The 16528-nt window shown below is 71.0% G+C and carries 18 protein-coding genes; 5 read left to right on the top strand and 13 right to left on the bottom strand.

Annotated elements, in window-relative coordinates; all coding sequences use genetic code 11:
- Nucleotides 1-86: 86 nt before the first annotated feature.
- On the bottom strand, nucleotides 87-1853 hold the full coding sequence (leuA, locus tag ACU6WZ_RS20025; protein WP_447029460.1) for a 2-isopropylmalate synthase: 1767 nt from the start codon (nucleotides 1851-1853) through the stop codon (nucleotides 87-89).
- Between the two features lie 294 nt (nucleotides 1854-2147).
- On the opposite strand from leuA, the gene ACU6WZ_RS20020 reads away from it, so the two are divergent.
- The 4 genes from ACU6WZ_RS20020 to ACU6WZ_RS20005 all read left to right on the top strand — a co-directional run bounded on the left by ACU6WZ_RS20020 (nucleotide 2148) and on the right by ACU6WZ_RS20005 (nucleotide 4516).
- Complete coding sequence (locus tag ACU6WZ_RS20020) at nucleotides 2148-3203, top strand: M4 family metallopeptidase (protein WP_447029459.1); 1056 nt, start codon at nucleotides 2148-2150, stop codon at nucleotides 3201-3203.
- A 71-nt stretch (nucleotides 3204-3274) separates the two neighbouring features.
- Entirely contained in the window at nucleotides 3275-3538 is a 264-nt protein-coding gene (locus ACU6WZ_RS20015) for a protealysin inhibitor emfourin (RefSeq protein WP_447029458.1), read from the top strand.
- A 28-nt stretch (nucleotides 3539-3566) separates the two neighbouring features.
- Nucleotides 3567-4430: a GNAT family N-acetyltransferase gene (locus tag ACU6WZ_RS20010; protein ID WP_447029456.1), complete on the top strand. Its 864-nt coding sequence runs from the start codon at nucleotides 3567-3569 to the stop codon at nucleotides 4428-4430.
- Nucleotides 4367-4516: a hypothetical protein gene (locus ACU6WZ_RS20005; protein ID WP_447029455.1), complete on the top strand. Its 150-nt coding sequence runs from the start codon at nucleotides 4367-4369 to the stop codon at nucleotides 4514-4516. The genes ACU6WZ_RS20010 and ACU6WZ_RS20005 overlap by 64 nt, the downstream gene beginning before the upstream one ends.
- Here ACU6WZ_RS20005 and era read toward each other — a convergent pair.
- The 4 genes from era to ACU6WZ_RS19985 all read right to left on the bottom strand — a co-directional run bounded on the left by era (nucleotide 4513) and on the right by ACU6WZ_RS19985 (nucleotide 7598).
- A complete protein-coding gene (gene era / locus ACU6WZ_RS20000) occupies nucleotides 4513-5454 on the bottom strand; it encodes a GTPase Era (RefSeq protein ID WP_447029454.1) in 942 nt (313 codons plus the stop codon). The two genes, ACU6WZ_RS20005 and era, sit on opposite strands and share 4 nt — an antisense overlap.
- A gap of 77 nt (nucleotides 5455-5531) precedes the next feature.
- Nucleotides 5532-5921 (bottom strand): transglycosylase family protein, encoded by a 390-nt coding sequence (locus tag ACU6WZ_RS19995; protein ID WP_447029453.1) that lies wholly within the window; start codon nucleotides 5919-5921, stop codon nucleotides 5532-5534.
- A 456-nt stretch (nucleotides 5922-6377) separates the two neighbouring features.
- Complete coding sequence (locus ACU6WZ_RS19990; protein WP_447029452.1) at nucleotides 6378-6746, bottom strand: cytidine deaminase-like protein; 369 nt, start codon at nucleotides 6744-6746, stop codon at nucleotides 6378-6380.
- Nucleotides 6747-6773: 27 nt separating this feature from the next.
- The gene (locus tag ACU6WZ_RS19985; protein ID WP_447034150.1) at nucleotides 6774-7598 is read right to left on the bottom strand and encodes a helix-turn-helix transcriptional regulator; all 825 of its coding nucleotides are present in this window, start codon (nucleotides 7596-7598) and stop codon (nucleotides 6774-6776) included.
- A 181-nt stretch (nucleotides 7599-7779) separates the two neighbouring features.
- Between ACU6WZ_RS19985 and ACU6WZ_RS19980 the strand changes: the two genes are divergently transcribed.
- Entirely contained in the window at nucleotides 7780-9273 is a 1494-nt protein-coding gene (locus tag ACU6WZ_RS19980) for an MFS transporter (protein ID WP_447029451.1), read from the top strand.
- A 26-nt stretch (nucleotides 9274-9299) separates the two neighbouring features.
- On the opposite strand, the gene ACU6WZ_RS19975 is transcribed toward ACU6WZ_RS19980, so the two are convergent.
- The 8 genes from ACU6WZ_RS19975 to ACU6WZ_RS19940 form a co-directional block, all read right to left on the bottom strand.
- Complete coding sequence (locus tag ACU6WZ_RS19975) at nucleotides 9300-9656, bottom strand: MmcQ/YjbR family DNA-binding protein (RefSeq protein WP_447029450.1); 357 nt, start codon at nucleotides 9654-9656, stop codon at nucleotides 9300-9302.
- Entirely contained in the window at nucleotides 9653-10936 is a 1284-nt protein-coding gene (locus ACU6WZ_RS19970; RefSeq protein ID WP_447029449.1) for a hemolysin family protein, read from the bottom strand. Before ACU6WZ_RS19970 ends, ACU6WZ_RS19975 begins: the two co-directional genes overlap by 4 nt.
- Nucleotides 10933-11430, bottom strand: a complete 498-nt coding sequence (gene ybeY / locus ACU6WZ_RS19965) for an rRNA maturation RNase YbeY (protein WP_447029448.1) — start codon at nucleotides 11428-11430, stop codon at nucleotides 10933-10935. Before ybeY ends, ACU6WZ_RS19970 begins: the two co-directional genes overlap by 4 nt.
- A 13-nt stretch (nucleotides 11431-11443) precedes the next feature.
- Nucleotides 11444-12451, bottom strand: a complete 1008-nt coding sequence (locus ACU6WZ_RS19960; protein WP_447029446.1) for a PhoH family protein — start codon at nucleotides 12449-12451, stop codon at nucleotides 11444-11446.
- A gap of 234 nt (nucleotides 12452-12685) precedes the next feature.
- Complete coding sequence (locus tag ACU6WZ_RS19955; RefSeq protein ID WP_447034149.1) at nucleotides 12686-13783, bottom strand: carbohydrate kinase family protein; 1098 nt, start codon at nucleotides 13781-13783, stop codon at nucleotides 12686-12688.
- Nucleotides 13784-14062: 279 nt separating this feature from the next.
- Nucleotides 14063-15052, bottom strand: coding sequence for an adenosine deaminase (locus tag ACU6WZ_RS19950; RefSeq protein ID WP_447029445.1), 990 nt, complete (start codon nucleotides 15050-15052; stop codon nucleotides 14063-14065).
- A 22-nt stretch (nucleotides 15053-15074) separates the two neighbouring features.
- Nucleotides 15075-15983, bottom strand: a complete 909-nt coding sequence (locus ACU6WZ_RS19945) for a ribonuclease Z (protein ID WP_447029444.1) — start codon at nucleotides 15981-15983, stop codon at nucleotides 15075-15077.
- A 92-nt stretch (nucleotides 15984-16075) separates the two neighbouring features.
- Nucleotides 16076-16435 (bottom strand): histidine triad nucleotide-binding protein, encoded by a 360-nt coding sequence (locus tag ACU6WZ_RS19940; protein ID WP_447029443.1) that lies wholly within the window; start codon nucleotides 16433-16435, stop codon nucleotides 16076-16078.
- Nucleotides 16436-16528: the final 93 nt, after the last annotated feature.

Genomic DNA, 16528 nt, shown 5'->3' with positions numbered 1-16528 from the left:
TCGCGTCAGCACCCTGTCACGACAAGCATCACGCGAAACGCCGGACGTGGCCGAAAAAACGGCCCGCCCGGCGCTCGGTCGGCGTGCTATCGCGTGGCCCGGTTCACCGCCGAGACGACCGCCTTCAGCGACGCGCGCGTGGTGTTGGCGTCGATGCCGATGCCCCACAGGACCTTGCCGTCGATCGCGCACTCGATGTACGACGCGGCCTGGGCGCTGGCGCCCTCACTCATCGTGTGCTCCTGGTAGTCCAGCAGCCTGGCGTCCACACCGACCGCGCCCAGCGCCTCGAAGAAGGCCGAGATCGGACCGTTCCCCGCGCCGGTCAGCACCGTCTCGGCGCCGTCCACGACCGCCTCGACGGTCAGCGTGTCGATGCCGTCCGTGTCGGTGGTGGTCTGGCCGGAACGCAGCTGGATACGGCCCCACTCGTGGCCCGCGTTGGGCAGGTACTCGTCCTGGAAGACCGACCAGATCGCCTTCGGCGTGACCTCGCCGCCCTCGGCGTCGGTCTTGGCCTGGATGATCCGCGAGAACTCGATCTGCATGCGGCGCGGCAGTTCCAGCTTGTGGTCGTTCTTCAGGACGTACGCGATACCGCCCTTGCCGGACTGCGAGTTGACCCGGATGACCGCCTCGTAGGAGCGCCCCACGTCCTTCGGGTCGATCGGCAGGTACGGCACGGCCCACTCGATGTCGTCGACGGTCCTGCCCTGCGCAGCCGCGTCGGCCTCCAGCGCGTCGAAGCCCTTCTTGATGGCGTCCTGGTGGGAGCCGGAGAAGGCGGTGTAGACCAGGTCGCCCGCGTAGGGGTGGCGCGGGTGGACCTCCATCTGATTGCAGTACTCGCTGGTGCGCCGGATGTCGTCGATCTGCGAGAAGTCGATCTGCGGGTCGACGCCCTGGGAGAACAGGTTCATGCCCAGCGTCACCAGGTCGACGTTGCCGGTCCGCTCCCCCTGCCCGAACAGGCAGCCCTCGATCCGGTCTGCGCCCGCCATGATCGCCAGCTCGGCTGCGGCGACGGCGGTGCCCCGGTCGTTGTGCGGGTGCACGGACAGGCAGACGTGCTCGCGGCGGGACAGCTTCCGCGACATCCACTCGAAGCGGTCCGCGTGCGTGGACGGGGTCGAACGCTCCACCGTGGCGGGCAGGTTCAGGATGATCTCCCGGCCTTCCTCGGGCTGCCAGACGTCGCAGACGGCCTCGCAGACCTCCAGGGCGAAGTCCAGTTCGGTGTCGGTGAAGATCTCCGGGCTGTACTGGTAGCCGAAGACCGTCTCGGGGCCCAGGATCTTGTCGGCGTACTCCATCACCAGCCGGGTGCCGTCCACCGCGATCTGCTTGACCTGCTCCTTCGAGCCCCGGAAGACGACCCGGCGGAAGGTCGGCGCGGTGGCGTTGTACAGGTGCACGGTCGCGCGGTGGGCTCCGCGCAGCGACTCGACCGTGCGCTCGATCAGCTCCTCGCGCGCCTGGGTCAGGACGGAGATCGTCACGTCCTCGGGGATCGCGCCCTCTTCGATGATGGAGCGTACGAAGTTGAAGTCGGTCTCGCCGGACGACGGGAAGCCGACTTCGATCTCCTTGTAGCCCATGCGTACGAGCAGGTCGAACATCTCGCGCTTGCGGGCCGGCGACATGGGGTCGATCAGGGCCTGGTTGCCGTCCCGCAGGTCGGTGGACAGCCAGCGGGGCGCCTTGGTGACGCGTTGCTCGGGCCAGGTGCGGTCGGGGATCTCGACGGCTTCGTACGGCCGGTACTTGTGGACCGGCATCCCGGACGGCTTCTGCAGCTGCGTCGCGTTGGTGATGGGGGTGGGGCGGCCGACGGGCGAAACAGGGGCGTTCATCGCGTAGGGCTCCTCGGTGTCCTGCGGAGGGGACGGCCGACGGTGTCACTGCAGCACCAGACTCCGCGGGGAGGGGGTCGGCCTACAAGTACAGACCCTCGCCGCGGCAGCTAAGGAGAAGCAGCCCGTAACGCATGATGTGCCGCAGCCTAGCCCAGGGGCGGCGCGTGCGCCGCTGCGTATCAGTATGCGGGACCGGCGCCCGGTAACGGGCGAAGCGTGATGCTTCACTCGATTTCAGCAATCATCGTGGCAACCAGTGACAGGACGGTTACCTGGTGCGAGATTGCCGCCATGAACACCACTCATCCCGTTTTCTGCACCATCGTGCCGCCCCATGTCCTCGACCGGCTGGCCCGGTCCGAGGACCCGGCGCTCGCCGGACCCGCCCGCCGGACCCTGGAGGCCGACGCCGCGCAGCGCACCCGCCGCCGGCTGACCACCGTCCTCGGGGCCCCCGGCGCCCCGCCCCGCGGAACCCCCGCCCCGGCGCCGCACCGCACGGTCTGCGACGCCCAGAACGGGCAGGAGCTGCCGGGCCGCAAGGTGCGCGGCGAGGGCGACGAACCCGTCCGGGACGCCACCGTCAACCGGGCGTACGCCGGTCTCGGCGCGACCTTCGAACTCCTGCTGACCGCCTTCGGCCGCGACTCCGTCGACAGCACCGGCCTGCCGCTCGACGCCAGCGTCCACTACGGCGAGAACTACGGGAACGCCTTCTGGGACGGCGAGCAGATGGTCTTCGGCGACGGTGACGAGATCTTCCGCGACTTCACCCTCCCGGTGGACGTGATCGCACACGAACTGGCCCACGGCCTGACCCAGTACACGGCCAACTTCAGCTACTTCGGACAGCCCGGCGCGCTCAACGAGTCCGTGTCCGACGTCTTCGGTTCCCTGGTCAAGCAGTACGTCAACGACGAGACGGCCGACCGGGCCGACTGGCTGATCGGCGCCGGCCTCTTCACCGAGCGCGTCACCGGCGTGGCCCTGCGCTCCATGAAGGCGCCCGGTACGGCGTACGACGACGACGTGCTCGGCAAGGACCCGCAGCCCGCGACGATGGACGACTACGTACGCACCGGCCGGGACAACGGCGGCGTGCACATCAACTCCGGCATCCCCAACCACGCCTTCTACCTGCTCGCCACCGCTCTGGGCGGCAAGGCGTGGGAGCGGGCGGGACTGATCTGGTACGACACCCTGACCGCCGGGACTCTGCAGGTCGACGCGAGCTTCGCCGACTTCGCGCGCGCCACGACGGCTGCGGCGCAGACCCGTTTCGGTGCCGGAGCGGAGCACCAGGCGCTGCTCAAGGCGTGGTCCACGGTCGGCGTGCCCACCGGCTGAGCCGCTTCCGTGCGGGGCCTCGGTACGGGGCCGCTTCCGTACTGGGCCGCTTCTGTACTAAAACCATCCCCATGCTGATTCAGGTGAGGCGTACGGGCGGATTCGCCGGCATCGAGCGCCGGGCCGAGGTGGACACCACGGCGCGGCCCGACGCCGGCGAGTGGCACGCCCTGGCCGAAGCGGCGCTCGCTCCCGGCCCCGGCTCGCCGGTGGGCGTACCCGACGGGTTCCAGTACGAGATCACCGTCGACGGGACGACCGTCCACTGCGCGGACCCACAGCTGACCGAGGCCCAGCGCCGGCTCGTCTCCCGGCTCCTGAAAGAAGGTGCGTGAGCGACCCTGCGGGTGCTCTGATGCCCCGATGACTTCTACCAGCACCCCGGACACCGAGAACACCGAGAACACCGCCGACCTTCTTGCCGAGTTCGAGCTGTTCTACGACTCGGTGCCGCGCTCCGGTGCGCGCGCCGAGGACTTCGGTCCGCTGACCCTGTTCGTACGGGCAGGGAGCGGCGGATTCCCCTTCTACGCCCGGCCCACCCGGGGGTGGACCGGCGCCCCGGTGACCGCCGCCGACGTGGATCGGGTCAGGGCGCGGCAGCGGGAGCTGGGCCTGCCGGAGACGTTCGAATGGGTACCGGAGACAACTCCCGCGCTGCGCGGGGCGCTTGAGGCCACCGGCCTCGGTGTGCAGGCGCGCCCCCTGATGCTGCTGGAGAGCCGCGAGGAGCCCTCGCCGCATTCGCTGGTCCGGGTACTGGCCTCCGACGACCCGGTGCTGCCCGGCGCACTCGCGGCGCGGCACCTCGCCTTCGCGGACCCCGGCACTGCGGTGGGGCCGGCGGGCCCCACCGAACTGGCCGCGGAGATCGGCGCCCGCGACGGCGACGGCTCGCTGGAACGCCTGGCCACCAGGATGAAGGCCGGCCTGACCGTGGTGGCGGCAGCAGTCGAGGACGGCGTCGTGCTCTGCGCGGGCCAGTACAACCCGGTCGGCGCCGTCACCGAGATCGTCGGCATCGGCACCCTGCCCGCCGCACGCCGGCGCGGCCTCGCGGTGGCGGTCACGGCGGCGCTGGCCGCGGACGCGCGGGGGCGGGGCGTACGCACCCGATCGTCGGCATCGGCACCCTGCCCGCCGCACGCCGGCGCGGCCTCGCGGTGGCGGTCACGGCGGCGCTGGCCGCGGACGCGCGGGGGCGGGGCGTACGCACCGTGTTCCTGACGGCGACGGACGACGCGGTGGCGCGGATCTACGCGCGGGCGGGGTTCAGGCAGGTGGGAACCGCGATGGAAGCCGAGCCCGTCTAGAAACCGAGCTTGCGCAGCTGCTTCGGGTCGCGCTGCCAGTCCTTGGCGACCTTCACATGCAGGTCGAGGAAGACGGGCGTACCCAGCAGCGCCTCGATGTGCTTGCGCGACTTCGTGCCGACGTCCTTCAGGCGCTGGCCCTTGGGGCCGATGATGATGCCCTTCTGGCTGGGGCGCTCGATGTAGACGTTCGCGTGAATGTCCAGCAACGGCCGGTCGGCCGGACGGTCCTCGCGCGGCAGCATCTCCTCGACGACGACCGCGATGGAGTGCGGCAGTTCGTCCCGTACCCCTTCGAGAGCGGCCTCGCGGATCAGCTCCGCGACCATGACCATCTCGGGCTCGTCGGTGAGGTCGCCCTCCGGGTACAGCGGCGGGCTCTCGGGCAGCAGCGGGACCAGCAGGTCGGCGAGGAGCGAGACCTGGCTGCCGCTGACGGCCGACACCGGAACGATCTCCTGCCACTCGAAGCCGAGCTCCGTGGCGAGCTGATCGATGGCGATGAGCTGCTCGGCGAGCTGCTTGGAGTCGACGAGGTCGGTCTTGGTGACGATCGCGATCTTCGGCGTCTTCCGGATGCCGGCGAGTTCCTTCGCGATGAACTTGTCGCCGGGGCCGAGCTTCTGGTCGGCCGGCAGGCAGAAGCCGATCACGTCGACCTCGGCCCAGGTGGTGCGTACGACGTCGTTGAGCCGCTCGCCCAGCAGGGTGCGCGGCTTGTGCAGCCCCGGGGTGTCGACCAGGATCAGCTGCGCCTCAGGGCGGTGCACGATCCCGCGCACGGTGTGGCGGGTGGTCTGCGGGCGGCTGGAGGTGATGGCCACCTTCTGGCCGACCAGAGCGTTCGTCAGGGTGGACTTGCCCGCGTTCGGGCGGCCGACGAAGCAGGCGAAGCCGGCCCGGTGGGGGGCCTCGGAAGACTGGGTGCGAGCGCTCATGCGTGCCATTCTCCCCGATGTACGCGGCCGGGCCGACCAGAGTGCCGGCCCGGGCGTCCCGGCGGAGCGGCGGCGGGTCAGCCCAGGCCGGCCTTGGCACCGCACACGGGCCAGGCGCCGGGACCCTGGCCGGCCAGCACCTTGTCGGCGACGGCGGCCTGTTCCTGGGCGGAGGCCTGGTCAGCGCTCGGGGCGTACTCGGTGCCGCCGTACGCGCTCCACGTGGACGGGGTGAACTGGAGGCCGCCGGAGAAGCCGTTGCCCGTATTGGCGTTCCAGTCGCCACCGGACTCGCACTCCGCGACCGCGGACCAGTCGGCTCCCGAGGCTGCGGTGGGGGCGGCTGCCGCCGGGGCGGCGGACGCGCCGGCGGCGCCGGCGAGCACCATCACGCCGGTCACACCTGCGGCGACGACGGAACCGGTGATGCGGCGGGCGAGGGGGGTGCGGGTGAGGGAGGAGAACACGCTGTACGCCTTTGTTCGGGGGCGGGGGATGTCTCCACCGTGGCAGGGCGGGGCGCCGTGATCCACGGACCTTGGGGAGGGTGCGGCGAGCCTTTCGGCCCGGCAGGGCGGCGAGTGCCCGGGGGCCGTACGGCTCGGGCCGAAGGTCCCGGAGGTGGGCCGTTGCGGGGGCTCGAGGTGGGCGGCGGGAGCGCGGTCCGGGGGTCGCCCGGCCCCCTCGTGGCGGCGATGGTGACGCTGGTCACACGGGTCGCAGATGCCCGGCCCGAGCGGATGTGCGGCCACTTTCAGCCCGCCCGGCGTTTGAGGACCGGGGTCCGGGGCGGAGCCCCCACGCGGTGGAGCCGCACAGTGTCACAGCCGGGACCGGGTAGGGGAGAGCGCCGCAGGCCGCCCCTGCCCCCGGCTCAGCGTCGAAAGGCGCGGGCCCCCGCCGGCTCGCCGCCGCCCCGAACGTCAGCCCGCGGTGACTCGGGCCCGCAGCGTCCCGTCCGGCCCCGCCACAAGCACCGGCGTCGCAGGCCCGCCCAAGTCCCGTACCGCCGCCCGGTCCTCGTCCGTCGCCGTCGCCACCTCCGCCGCCGTCACCACCGCTGCCGCCTCCAGCGACTTCGCCCCGCTGGCCACCGCCATCGCGACCGCCGTGCGCAGGGCGCTGAGCTTGAGGGAGTCCAGGTCGACCGTGCCCGCCACGTACGTACGGCCCGTCTCGTCCCGGACCGCCGCCCCCTCCGGCACCCCGTTCCGCGCCCGCGCGCTGCGCGCCAGCGTGATGATCTTGCGGTCCTCGGAGTCGAGTTCGGTGCTCGGCGTGGTCTCAGTCATGCCCCGAGCATAAGGAGCGCCGACGGCTCAGCCCGCGACCGGGTACAGCGAGCCGCGCCGCCCCTCCGACGAGGCCAGCCACTCCAGCTTCGCCGCCGTCTCAGCCTCCGGCAGCGCGGTGTGCAGCACGATCGTCAGGTCGGGGCGGGCCGGCACTCGCAGCTGTGTCCCTTCCAGGATCAGCGTGCCGGCGACCGGATGCTCCAGCTCCTTGCGGACCTGACCGCCGGGCGCGATGTCCCGCCGCTGCCACAACCGTACGAACTCCGGTGAAAGCGCCGACACTTCGTCGACGACCGCCCGGAACCCCTCGTCGTGCGGGTGCTCGGAGCACGCCGCCCGGTACTGCGCGACGACGTACGCCGCGTTCTGCTCCCAGCTCTTCGCCCGGGCCCGGTAGATCGGGTCGGTGAAGAACGCGACCAGGCAGTTCTGCGTCCGGCCCCCGGGCCGCATGCCCAGGACCGCCGCGGCCGCGTCGTTGTACATGACCGTGTTCCAGTACGCGTCCATGATGTGCGCCGGGTACGGCATCCAGGCGTCGATGAGCCGGTGCAGGCCCCCGCACATGTCCGCCTGGCTCGGATCGACCTCGGGCGCGGGCGGGTTAAGCCCGGCCAGGACGTACAGGTGACGGCGCTCCACGCTGCTCAGCCGCAGCACCCGCCCCACCGAGTCGAGCACCTGAGGCGAGACGGTGATGTCCCTGCCCTGCTCCAGCCACTGGTACCAGGAGACCCCGACGCCCGCGAGCACCGCGACCTCCTCACGGCGCAGTCCCGGCGTGCGCCGCCGGGCGCCGCCCGGTGGAAGTCCGGCCTCCTCGGGGCTGACCCGGGCGCGTCTGCTCATCAGGAACTCGCGCAGTTCGCCGAGGCGGTGCGCCTTGGGACCGAGCGTCCTGGGACCGCCCGCCTTGGGACCGACCGCTGTACCCACGTCCCTACTCCCCCTGTCCGGCTGCCTGGTGGCTGCACCAACAGGATAAGTTCCCGCTCCCCACGGCTATTCCGGCGGCCCGAAGGTGGGGACCATGGCAATCGACACCTCCGCTCCCACACCGGGCACACCAACCTCCCCCGGCACCCCCGAAGTCTCCGCCCCGCCCCGGCTCTCGGGTCGCGCCAGGCTGGTCCTCTTCGTGCTGTGCGCCGCCCAGTTCATGGTGGCCCTCGACTTCTCCGTTCTGAACGTGGCGCTGCCCGTCCTCGGCAGGGACCTCGGCATGAGCCGGTCCGCGCTCCAGTGGGCGGTCACCGCGTTCGCCCTCCCGTCCGGCGGTTTCCTCCTGCTCTTCGGCCGGATCGCCGACCTCTTCGGCCGCCGCAAGCTGTTCCTGACCGGCCTGGCCGTCTTCGGCACCGCCTCGCTGCTGGCGACATTCGCCTGGGACCCGGCGTCGTTCCTCGTCGGGCGGGCGCTTCAGGGGCTGGGCGCCGCCGCGATCGTGCCGACCGGCATGTCCCTGCTGACCACCACCTTTCCCGAAGGCCCTCAGCGCGCCCGGGCGCTGGGCATCAGCGGCACGCTGCTCTCGCTCGGCTTCACTGTCGGCATGGTGTTGGGCGGCGTCATGACCGACACCCTGGGCTGGCGCTCCACGATGGGGCTGCTGGCCGTGGCGGCGGTGCTCGTGCTCGTACTCGCGCCGGGCCTGCTGTCCGAGTCCCGCCCCCATAGCCTTAAGGACATGGGAGGTGCCCCCCTCCATAGCCTTAAAGGCATGGGAGGTGCCCCCACCCCCGAGCGGCCGCGGCTGGACATTCCCGGCGCGGTCACCGTCACCGGCGGTCTGCTCGCGCTGATCTACGCCCTGTCGACGGCCGCCGAGCACGGCTTCGGTGGCGCCGACGTGCTGGTGACGCTGATCGTCGGCGTCGCCCTGCTGACCGCCTTCGGGTACGTCGAGTCCCGCGCGGTCCAGCCCCTGGTGTCGCTGCCGATGCTGCGGCGCCGCACGGTGGCCTGGGGCAACCTGGGCGGGCTGGTGACGTTCTCGATGATGAGCACGGTCGTGTTCGTCCTCACGCTTTACCTCCAGGACGTGCTGAGGCTCTCAGCCCTCCAGACCGGCCTCGTCTTCGGCGTGCAGGGCGTGGCGTCCGCGATCGGGGGCTCGTACGTCCCGAAGGTCATCGGTCGCTTCGGGGCTCGCCGCACGCTGGTCGGCTCGCTGGTCGTCCAGGGCGTGTTCGTCGGCGCCCTGCTCGGCGTCGGCACCTCGTCGGGCGCGATCCTGGCCACGGTCGCCGTCTCGGTGGCGAGCATGGGCCACCTGGGCGCGATCATCTCGTACGGCGTGATCGTGACGTCCGATGTGCCGGACGAGGAGCAGGGTCTGGCGACCGGCCTGGTCACCACCACCCAGCAGGTCGGCATCACGGTCGGCATCCCGCTGCTGGGGGTGCTGGCCACCACGCAGGGGGCGCTCTTCGACGGCGTACGCACCGTGCTCGCCGTGGACGCCGTCCTGGTGCTGGTGGCGGCGGTGCTCGTGGCGGTGGGCCTCAGGAAGGGGCGGGGCTAGCGGGTGTCGGGGGCGGGCCGTGGGGGTCAGGGTCGGTCCAGGCGTAGGCGTTCAGCCTTCGGAAGGCCCGCCACCACCAGGTCGTACGAGTCCTCGATCAGCTCCCGGACCATGCGGTCCGGGAGCTGCCCGCCGACGGTGACCGTGTTCCAGTGGCGCTTGTTCATGTGGTAGCCGGGGACGATCTCCGCGTGCTCCTCGCGGAGTTGCACCGCGATGTCCGGATCGCACTTGAGGTTGCTGGTGAGGGGTTCGGCGTCCAGGGAGCTCAGGGCGAAGAGTTTCCCGAGCACCTTGAAGACGGAGACCTCGGGGCGGAAGGGAAACTCCTCGGTCGCCGCGTTGAATTCCAGGCAGAACGCCCTGAGCTCCTGCGGGGTCACGGCTGCTCCTTGTCCTCCGGCTCCACCAGCACGGTGACGATCTTGTTGCGGCGGCCGGCCGGGGACTCCGCCGTCAGGCGCAGCGCACGCCCGTCGGGGAGGTTCACGGTCGCGGACGCGCCGGCGATCGGCACCCGGCCGAGCGCCTTCGCGAGCAGCCCGCCGACCGTTTCGACGTCGTCGTCGTCGTACTCCTCGAAGCCGAAGAGTTCGCCGAGGTCACCGATGTCGAGGCGGGCCGTCACCCGGTAGCAGCCGTCGTCCAGCTCTTCCACGGGCGGCAGTTCGCGGTCGTACTCGTCGGTGATCTCGCCGACGATCTCTTCGAGGATGTCCTCGATGGTGACGATGCCGGCCGTGCCGCCGTACTCGTCGATGACGACGGCGACGTGGTTGCGCTGCTGCTGCATCTCGCGCAGCAGGTCGCCCGCGTTCTTCGTGTCGGGGACGAAGACGGCGGGGCGCATCGCGGTCAAGACCAGGTCGGACTCGGAGTCGCGGTTGATGTGGGTCTTCTTGACCAGGTCCTTGAGGTAGACGACGCCGACGATGTCGTCCTCGTTCTCGCCGGTCACCGGGATGCGGGAGAAACCGGAGCGCAGGGCGAGGGTCAGGGTCTGACGGATCGTCTTGAAGCGCTCGATGGCGATCAGGTCGGTCCTGGGGACCATCACCTCACGCACGAGCGTGTCACCGAGCTCGAAGACGGAGTGCACCATGCGGCGCTCGTCGTCCTCGATCAGGGATTCCTGCTCCGCCAGGTCGACCATGGCGCGCAGCTCGGCCTCGCTGGCGAAGGGGCCCTTGCGGAAGCCCTTGCCGGGGGTCAGCGCGTTGCCGATGAGGATGAGCAGTTGCGGGACGGGGCCCATGATGCGGGCGAGCGGCAGCAGGACGTACGCCGAGGCGGTCCCGGTGCTCAGCGGGTGCTGGCGGCCGATGGTGCGCGGCGAGACGCCCACGGCGACGTACGACACGAGGACCATCACCGCGATGGCGACGGCCAGTGCCTTCCACGTCTCGTCGAAGGTGCGCAGGCAGGCGTACGTCACGAGGACACCGGCGGCCATTTCGCAGACCACCCGCATCAGCAGGGCGACGTTCAGGTAGCGCGTCGGGTCGGCGGCGACCTGCGCCAGCTTCGCGCTGCCGCGCCGGCCCGACCGTACGGCCTCTTCGGCCCGGAAGCTGGAGACACGGGCGATGCCTGCCTCCGCGCACGCGGCCAGCCAGGCGACGACTACCAGCAGGACGGCGCCGACGATCAGTTGCGCGGTCATGAAACGGTCGGTGCGGGGGACGGGCCAGTCAGGCCCTTGTCCGACCGCCAGCCGTCCACGATGGCCGCCTGGAGGCCGAACATCTCGGCCTTCTCGTCCGGCTCCTCGTGGTCGTAACCGAGCAGGTGCAGCACGCCGTGGACGGTGAGGAGCTGTAGTTCCTCGTCCATCGAGTGCTCCGTGTCGGCCTCCGCGCCCTGCTTCCGGGCGACTTCGGGGCAGAGCACGATGTCACCGAGGAGCCCCTGCGGGGGCTCCTCGTCGTCCTTGGCCGGCGGACGCAGTTCGTCCATCGGGAAGGACATGACATCGGTCGGACCGGAGAGGTCCATCCACTGCATGTGCAGCTGCTCCATCGCGGCCGTGTCCACGACGATCACCGACAGTTCGGAGAGCGGGTGGATCCGCATCCGGGAGAGTGCGTAGCGGGCGATGTCGAGGATCGCCCGCTCGTCGACCTCGGTTCCGGACTCGTTGTTGACATCGATCGACATGGTGCTGGATCTACTACTTCCCGTTGCTCTGACTGTCGTCGTACTTCTCGTACGCGTCGACGATACGGCCGACCAGCTTGTGCCGGACGACATCCTGCGACGTGAGCCGGGAGAAGTGCACGTCCTCAACGTCGTCCAGGATGTGCTGGACCTGCCGCAGGCCGCTCTTCGTGCCGCCGGGCAGGTCGACCTGGGTGACGTCGCCCGTGATGACGATCTTCGAGTCGAAGCCGAGCCGCGTCAGGAACATCTTCATCTGCTCGGCGCTGGTGTTCTGCGCCTCGTCCAGAATGATAAAAGCATCATTCAGGGTGCGGCCTCGCATGTAGGCGAGCGGGGCGACCTCGATCGTGCCGGCCGCCATCAGGCGGGGGATCGAGTCGGGGTCGAGCATGTCGTGCAGTGCGTCGTAGAGCGGGCGCAGGTACGGGTCGATCTTCTCGTAGAGCGTGCCGGGCAGGAAGCCGAGCCGCTCGCCGGCCTCGACAGCCGGCCTGGTCAGGATGATCCGGGTGACCTGCTTGGACTGCAGGGCCTGGACCGCCTTGGCCATGGCGAGGTACGTCTTGCCGGTGCCGGCGGGGCCGATGCCGAAGACGATGGTGTGCTTGTCGATGGCGTCGACGTACCGCTTCTGGTTGAGCGTCTTGGGGCGGATGGTGCGGCCGCGCGAGGAGAGGATGTTCTGCGTGAGCACTTCGGCCGGGGTCTCGTCCGGGCCGTCCCCGTTCTCGCCCGCCCTGAGCATGGCGATCGAGCGTTCCACTGCGTCCTCCGTCATCGGCTGTCCGGTGCGGAGCACCAGCATCATCTCGTCGAACAGGCGCTGGATCAGGGCGACATCCGCCGCGTCACCAACCGCGCTGACTTCATTGCCCCGGACATGGATGTCGACCGCCGGGAAGGCTTTCTCGATCACGCGCAGCAGGGAGTCGCTGGATCCGAGTACCGTCACCATGGGGTGCCTGGCGGGGACGGTGAACCGGGCGCTGGCCTGCGGGTGTGTGGGTGTCTGAGTCATGGGCCGGCACTGTGGCCTGCGCATACCTCCCGTTGCAGGGTTCTCGCTGCTCGACAACCTCTGGAAGACCAAGCGTACGTCGGCGCACTGACAAGGCCGAGGGCTTTTCGCACGGGCGCGCGGGTGCGGGTGGAGTGGGGCTGTGGTCGCGTCGCGGGTGGGTGTGCGCGGCTGGTGATCGCGCCGGTGGGTGGGCGCGGCTGGTGATCGCGCGGGTGGGCAGGACGGCGGATCTCAGGCCGGCCGGCGGAAGCCGATCGTCGGGACCGCCCTGCGCAGCGGCCACACGCGGTCCGCGGCCGGCAGCAGACCGTCCAGGAAGGCGTACCGGCGCAGCGCCTGCGGGTCCTGGCCTTCGACGGCCTGGACCTGCTGCCACCAGCCGGCGACCTCCGACCAGCCGGGCGCCGACAGTGATCCGCCGAACTCCTGCACCGACAGGGCGGCGGTCAGCCCGGCGAAGGCGAGCCGGTCGGCGAGTGGCCAGCCCGCGAGCGTACCGGTGACGAATCCGGCGACGAAGACGTCTCCGGCGCCGGTCGGGTCGAGGGCTTCGACGGCGATGGCGGGAACCTCGGCGGTCTCCCCCGTCGCCCCGTCCACGGCGTACGCACCCTCAGCGCCCAGCGTGACGACGGCGACCGGCACCTTCTCGGCCAGGGCTCGGGCGGCGGCGCGCGGGCAGTCGGTACGGGTGTAGCGCATCGCCTCCTCGGCGTTGGGCAGGAACGCCTCGCAGTGTTCCAGGTCGGCCAGGCCCGCCAGGTCCCAGCGGCCGGTCTCGTCCCAGCCGACGTCGGCGAAGACCTTGGCGCCGCGCCGGGCCGCCGAGGCGATCCACGCCTCCATCCGGCCCGGCGTCAGTGCGGCGATGGCGGCCCGAGCGCGGGGCGGGCAGTCGGGGAACGGGCCGGGCTCGGCGGGCGGTGGGGCCTCGTGTCCGTGGGAGATCATGGTGCGCTCGCCTTCGTACGCCATCGACACGGTGACCGGGGAGTGCCAGCCGGGCACTGTCCGTGACATGTTCAGGTCGATGCCTTCGCCGTCCGCGAGCGCGTCCCAGCAGTACTCGCCGTAGTGGTCGTCGCCGAAGGCGGCGGCCAGCGACGTGCGCAGGCCGAGGCGGGCCAGGGCGGTGGCCATGTTCGCGACGCCACCGGGGCTCGACCCCATGCCGCGCGCCCAGGACTCGGTGCCGCGCACGGGGGCGCTGTCGAGGCCGGTGAAGATGATGTCGAGGAAGACCGTGCCGGTGAGGAACACGTCGCAGCAGGGGCCACCGGGTGCGCGCAGGCCATCCAGCGGATCGAGGTGCGCGGCCCCATCGTGCACGGCCCCGTGGTGCGGGGCGCCGTGGTGCGGGGCGCCGTGGTGCGGGGCGCCGTGGTGCGGGGCGCCGTCGTCCGTGGCGCCGTCGTCCGTGGCCGCTGCGTGCTGTCTCACCGTGCTCACCCTGTGCTCCCGTGCCGTGGTGGGGATCAGAGGTGGTGCCACGCGCGCCGTCGCAGGGCGCCGCAGGGTGCCACCACCTCTCGGGCAAGTGTGCACGATGGGTGTTCGCCGGGGCTTGCGGCGATGCGACGGAGGTCTGCGGCCCTGCGGCCTGCCACCTCAGAAGACGTACGCGTCGACCTCGGCGAGGTAGGCCGCCCTGCGCTCCTCGTCGTGGTCGAGGAAGGCCGCCAGGAAGGAGTTGCGGGCGAGTTCGCGCAGCTGCTCCTGGTCCAGGCCGAGCGCTTCACGCACCGCGTGGAAGGTGTCGCCGACGTACCCGCCGAAGTAGGCGGGGTCGTCGGAGTTCACGGTGACCAGCATCCCGGCTGCCATCATCTGCGGCAGCGGATGCTCCTCCAGTACTTCGATGGCCCGCAGCCGTACGTTCGACAGCGGGCACAGCGTCAGCGGCACCCGCTCCCGCACCAGTCGCTCCACCAGCTCCGGGTCCTCCATGGCGCGCAGCCCGTGGTCGATACGCTCGACGCCGAGGATGTCCAGGGCCTCCCTGATGTACGCCGGCGGGCCCTCCTCCCCCGCGTGCGCTACCTTCCGCAGCCCCAGCGCCCCGGCCGCCTCGTACACCTCGCGGAACTTCGACGGCGGGTTGCCGACCTCGGCCGAGTCCAGGCCGACCGCCGTGATGCGGTGCAGGTACGGCTTGGCGGCGTCCAGGGTGGCCAGCGCCGACGCGGCGGACTGGTCGCGCAGGAAGCACATGATCAGCTGCGTGGAGATGCCGTGCCGCTCCTCGCTGCGGTCCAGCGCGCGGGCGAGTCCCTCGATCACCACCCCGATGTCCACCCCGCGCGCGGTGTGCGCCTGCGGGTCGAAGAAGATCTCCGCGTGGCGCACGCCCTGGGCGGCGGCGCGCGTCAGGTAGGCGTCCGCGAGCCGGTCGAAGTCGTCCTCGGTGCACAGGACCGGCATCAGCGCGCAGTACAGGTCGAGGAAGGACTGGAGGTCGTCGAAGAGATAGGCGTGGCGCAGCTCCTCGGTGGTGGAGTGGGGCAGCAGCACCGCGTTGCGGGCGGCGAGTTCGAAGGCCAGCTCGGGTTCGAGGGTGCCTTCGATGTGGAGGTGCAGTTCGGCCTTGGGGAGGTGCATGGGGGATCTTCTCGTTCAGGGCTCAATGGTGGCGCTTGGGCAGGGGGACGCGCAGCAGATCGGCGGCGACGGTCAGCTCGCCGTCGAACCCGGCAGCGCGCGCCTGGAGTTCGAAGGCCTCGGGGTCGCCGTAGCGCTGCGAGAAGTGGGTGAGGACGAGGTGGCGTACGCCCGCCTCGTGGGCCACCCGGCCGGCCTGTCCGGCGGTCAGGTGACCGTGGTCGGCGGCCAGTCGGTGGTCTCCGTCGAGGAAGGTCGACTCGATGACGAGCATGTCGCAGCTCTCGGCGAGCGCGTACACGCCGTCGCAGAGCCGGGTGTCCATGACGAACGCGAACCGCTGCCCGCGGCGCATCTCGCTGACCTGGTCGAGCGTGACCCCGCCGAGCCGGCCGTCGCGCTGGATGCGGCCGACGTCGGGGCCCTTGATGCCGTGCTCGGCGAGCAGCGCGGGCAGCATGCGTCGCCCGTCGGGCTCGGTGAGCCGGTAGCCGTACGACTCGACGGGGTGCGAGAGTCTGCGGGCGTCGAGGACGTACGAGGGCCCGGTGGCCAGCGGCCCGTCGGCGGCGACCGGCGCCTCGGTCAGCAGGACCGTCTCGCGGTAGGCGGTGGCGTACCGCAGGCGGTCGAAGAAGCGCTGACCGCTCGCCGGGTAGTGCGCGGTGACGGGGTGCGGGACCCGGTCCAGGTTGATGCGCTGGATCACGCCGGCCAGGCCGAGTGAGTGGTCGCCGTGGAAGTGGGTGACGCAGATCCGGTTGATGTCGTGCGCGGCCACCCCGGCGCGCAGCATCTGGCGCTGGGTCCCCTCGCCGGGGTCGAAGAGGATGCCCTCGCCGTCCCAGCGCAGCAGGTAGCCGTTGTGGTTGCGGTGCCGGGTGGGGACCTGACTCGCGGTGCCGAGGACCACCAGTTCTCGTACGGACACGTGCTCTGCCTTGTCTGCCGCGACTTGTCTGCTCGACCTGTCTGCCTCGACTTGCCTGATTCGGCTTGTCTGGTTCGGCTTGTCTGTTCGGCTTATCCGGGGGGCCAGGCGAGCCCGCGGCCGCCGAGGACGTGGGCGTGCGCGTGGAAGACGGTCTGGCCGGCTCCGGAGCCGGTGTTGAAGATCACGCGGTACCCGGTGCCGTCGATCTTCTCGTCGGTGGCGACGCGGCCCGCCTCGGCCAGCACGTCCGCGAGGATCTGCGGCTCGGCGGCGGCGAGCGAGGCGGCGTCCGGGTGGTGGACCTTGGGGATGACCAGGACGTGCGTCGGGGCCTGGGGGTGGATGTCGCGGAACGCGACGGTGGTGTCCGACTCACGGACGACGTCCGCCGGCACGTCTCCTGCGGCGATCTTGCAGAACAGGCAGTCCGCCTGAGGTTGTCCCGCCATGGTTCTGGTCTCCTGGGTTCAGGCTGATCTTGATCTGCCGATCAAGTATGGCCGCATGCTATCCGCCGTGCGTGCTGCGGCCCTTGGGCGCGG

This window comes from Streptomyces hypolithicus, assembly GCF_052934925.1.
Note: the sequence above shows the minus strand (reverse complement) of the source record. Positions and strands in the feature narration are given on the sequence as shown.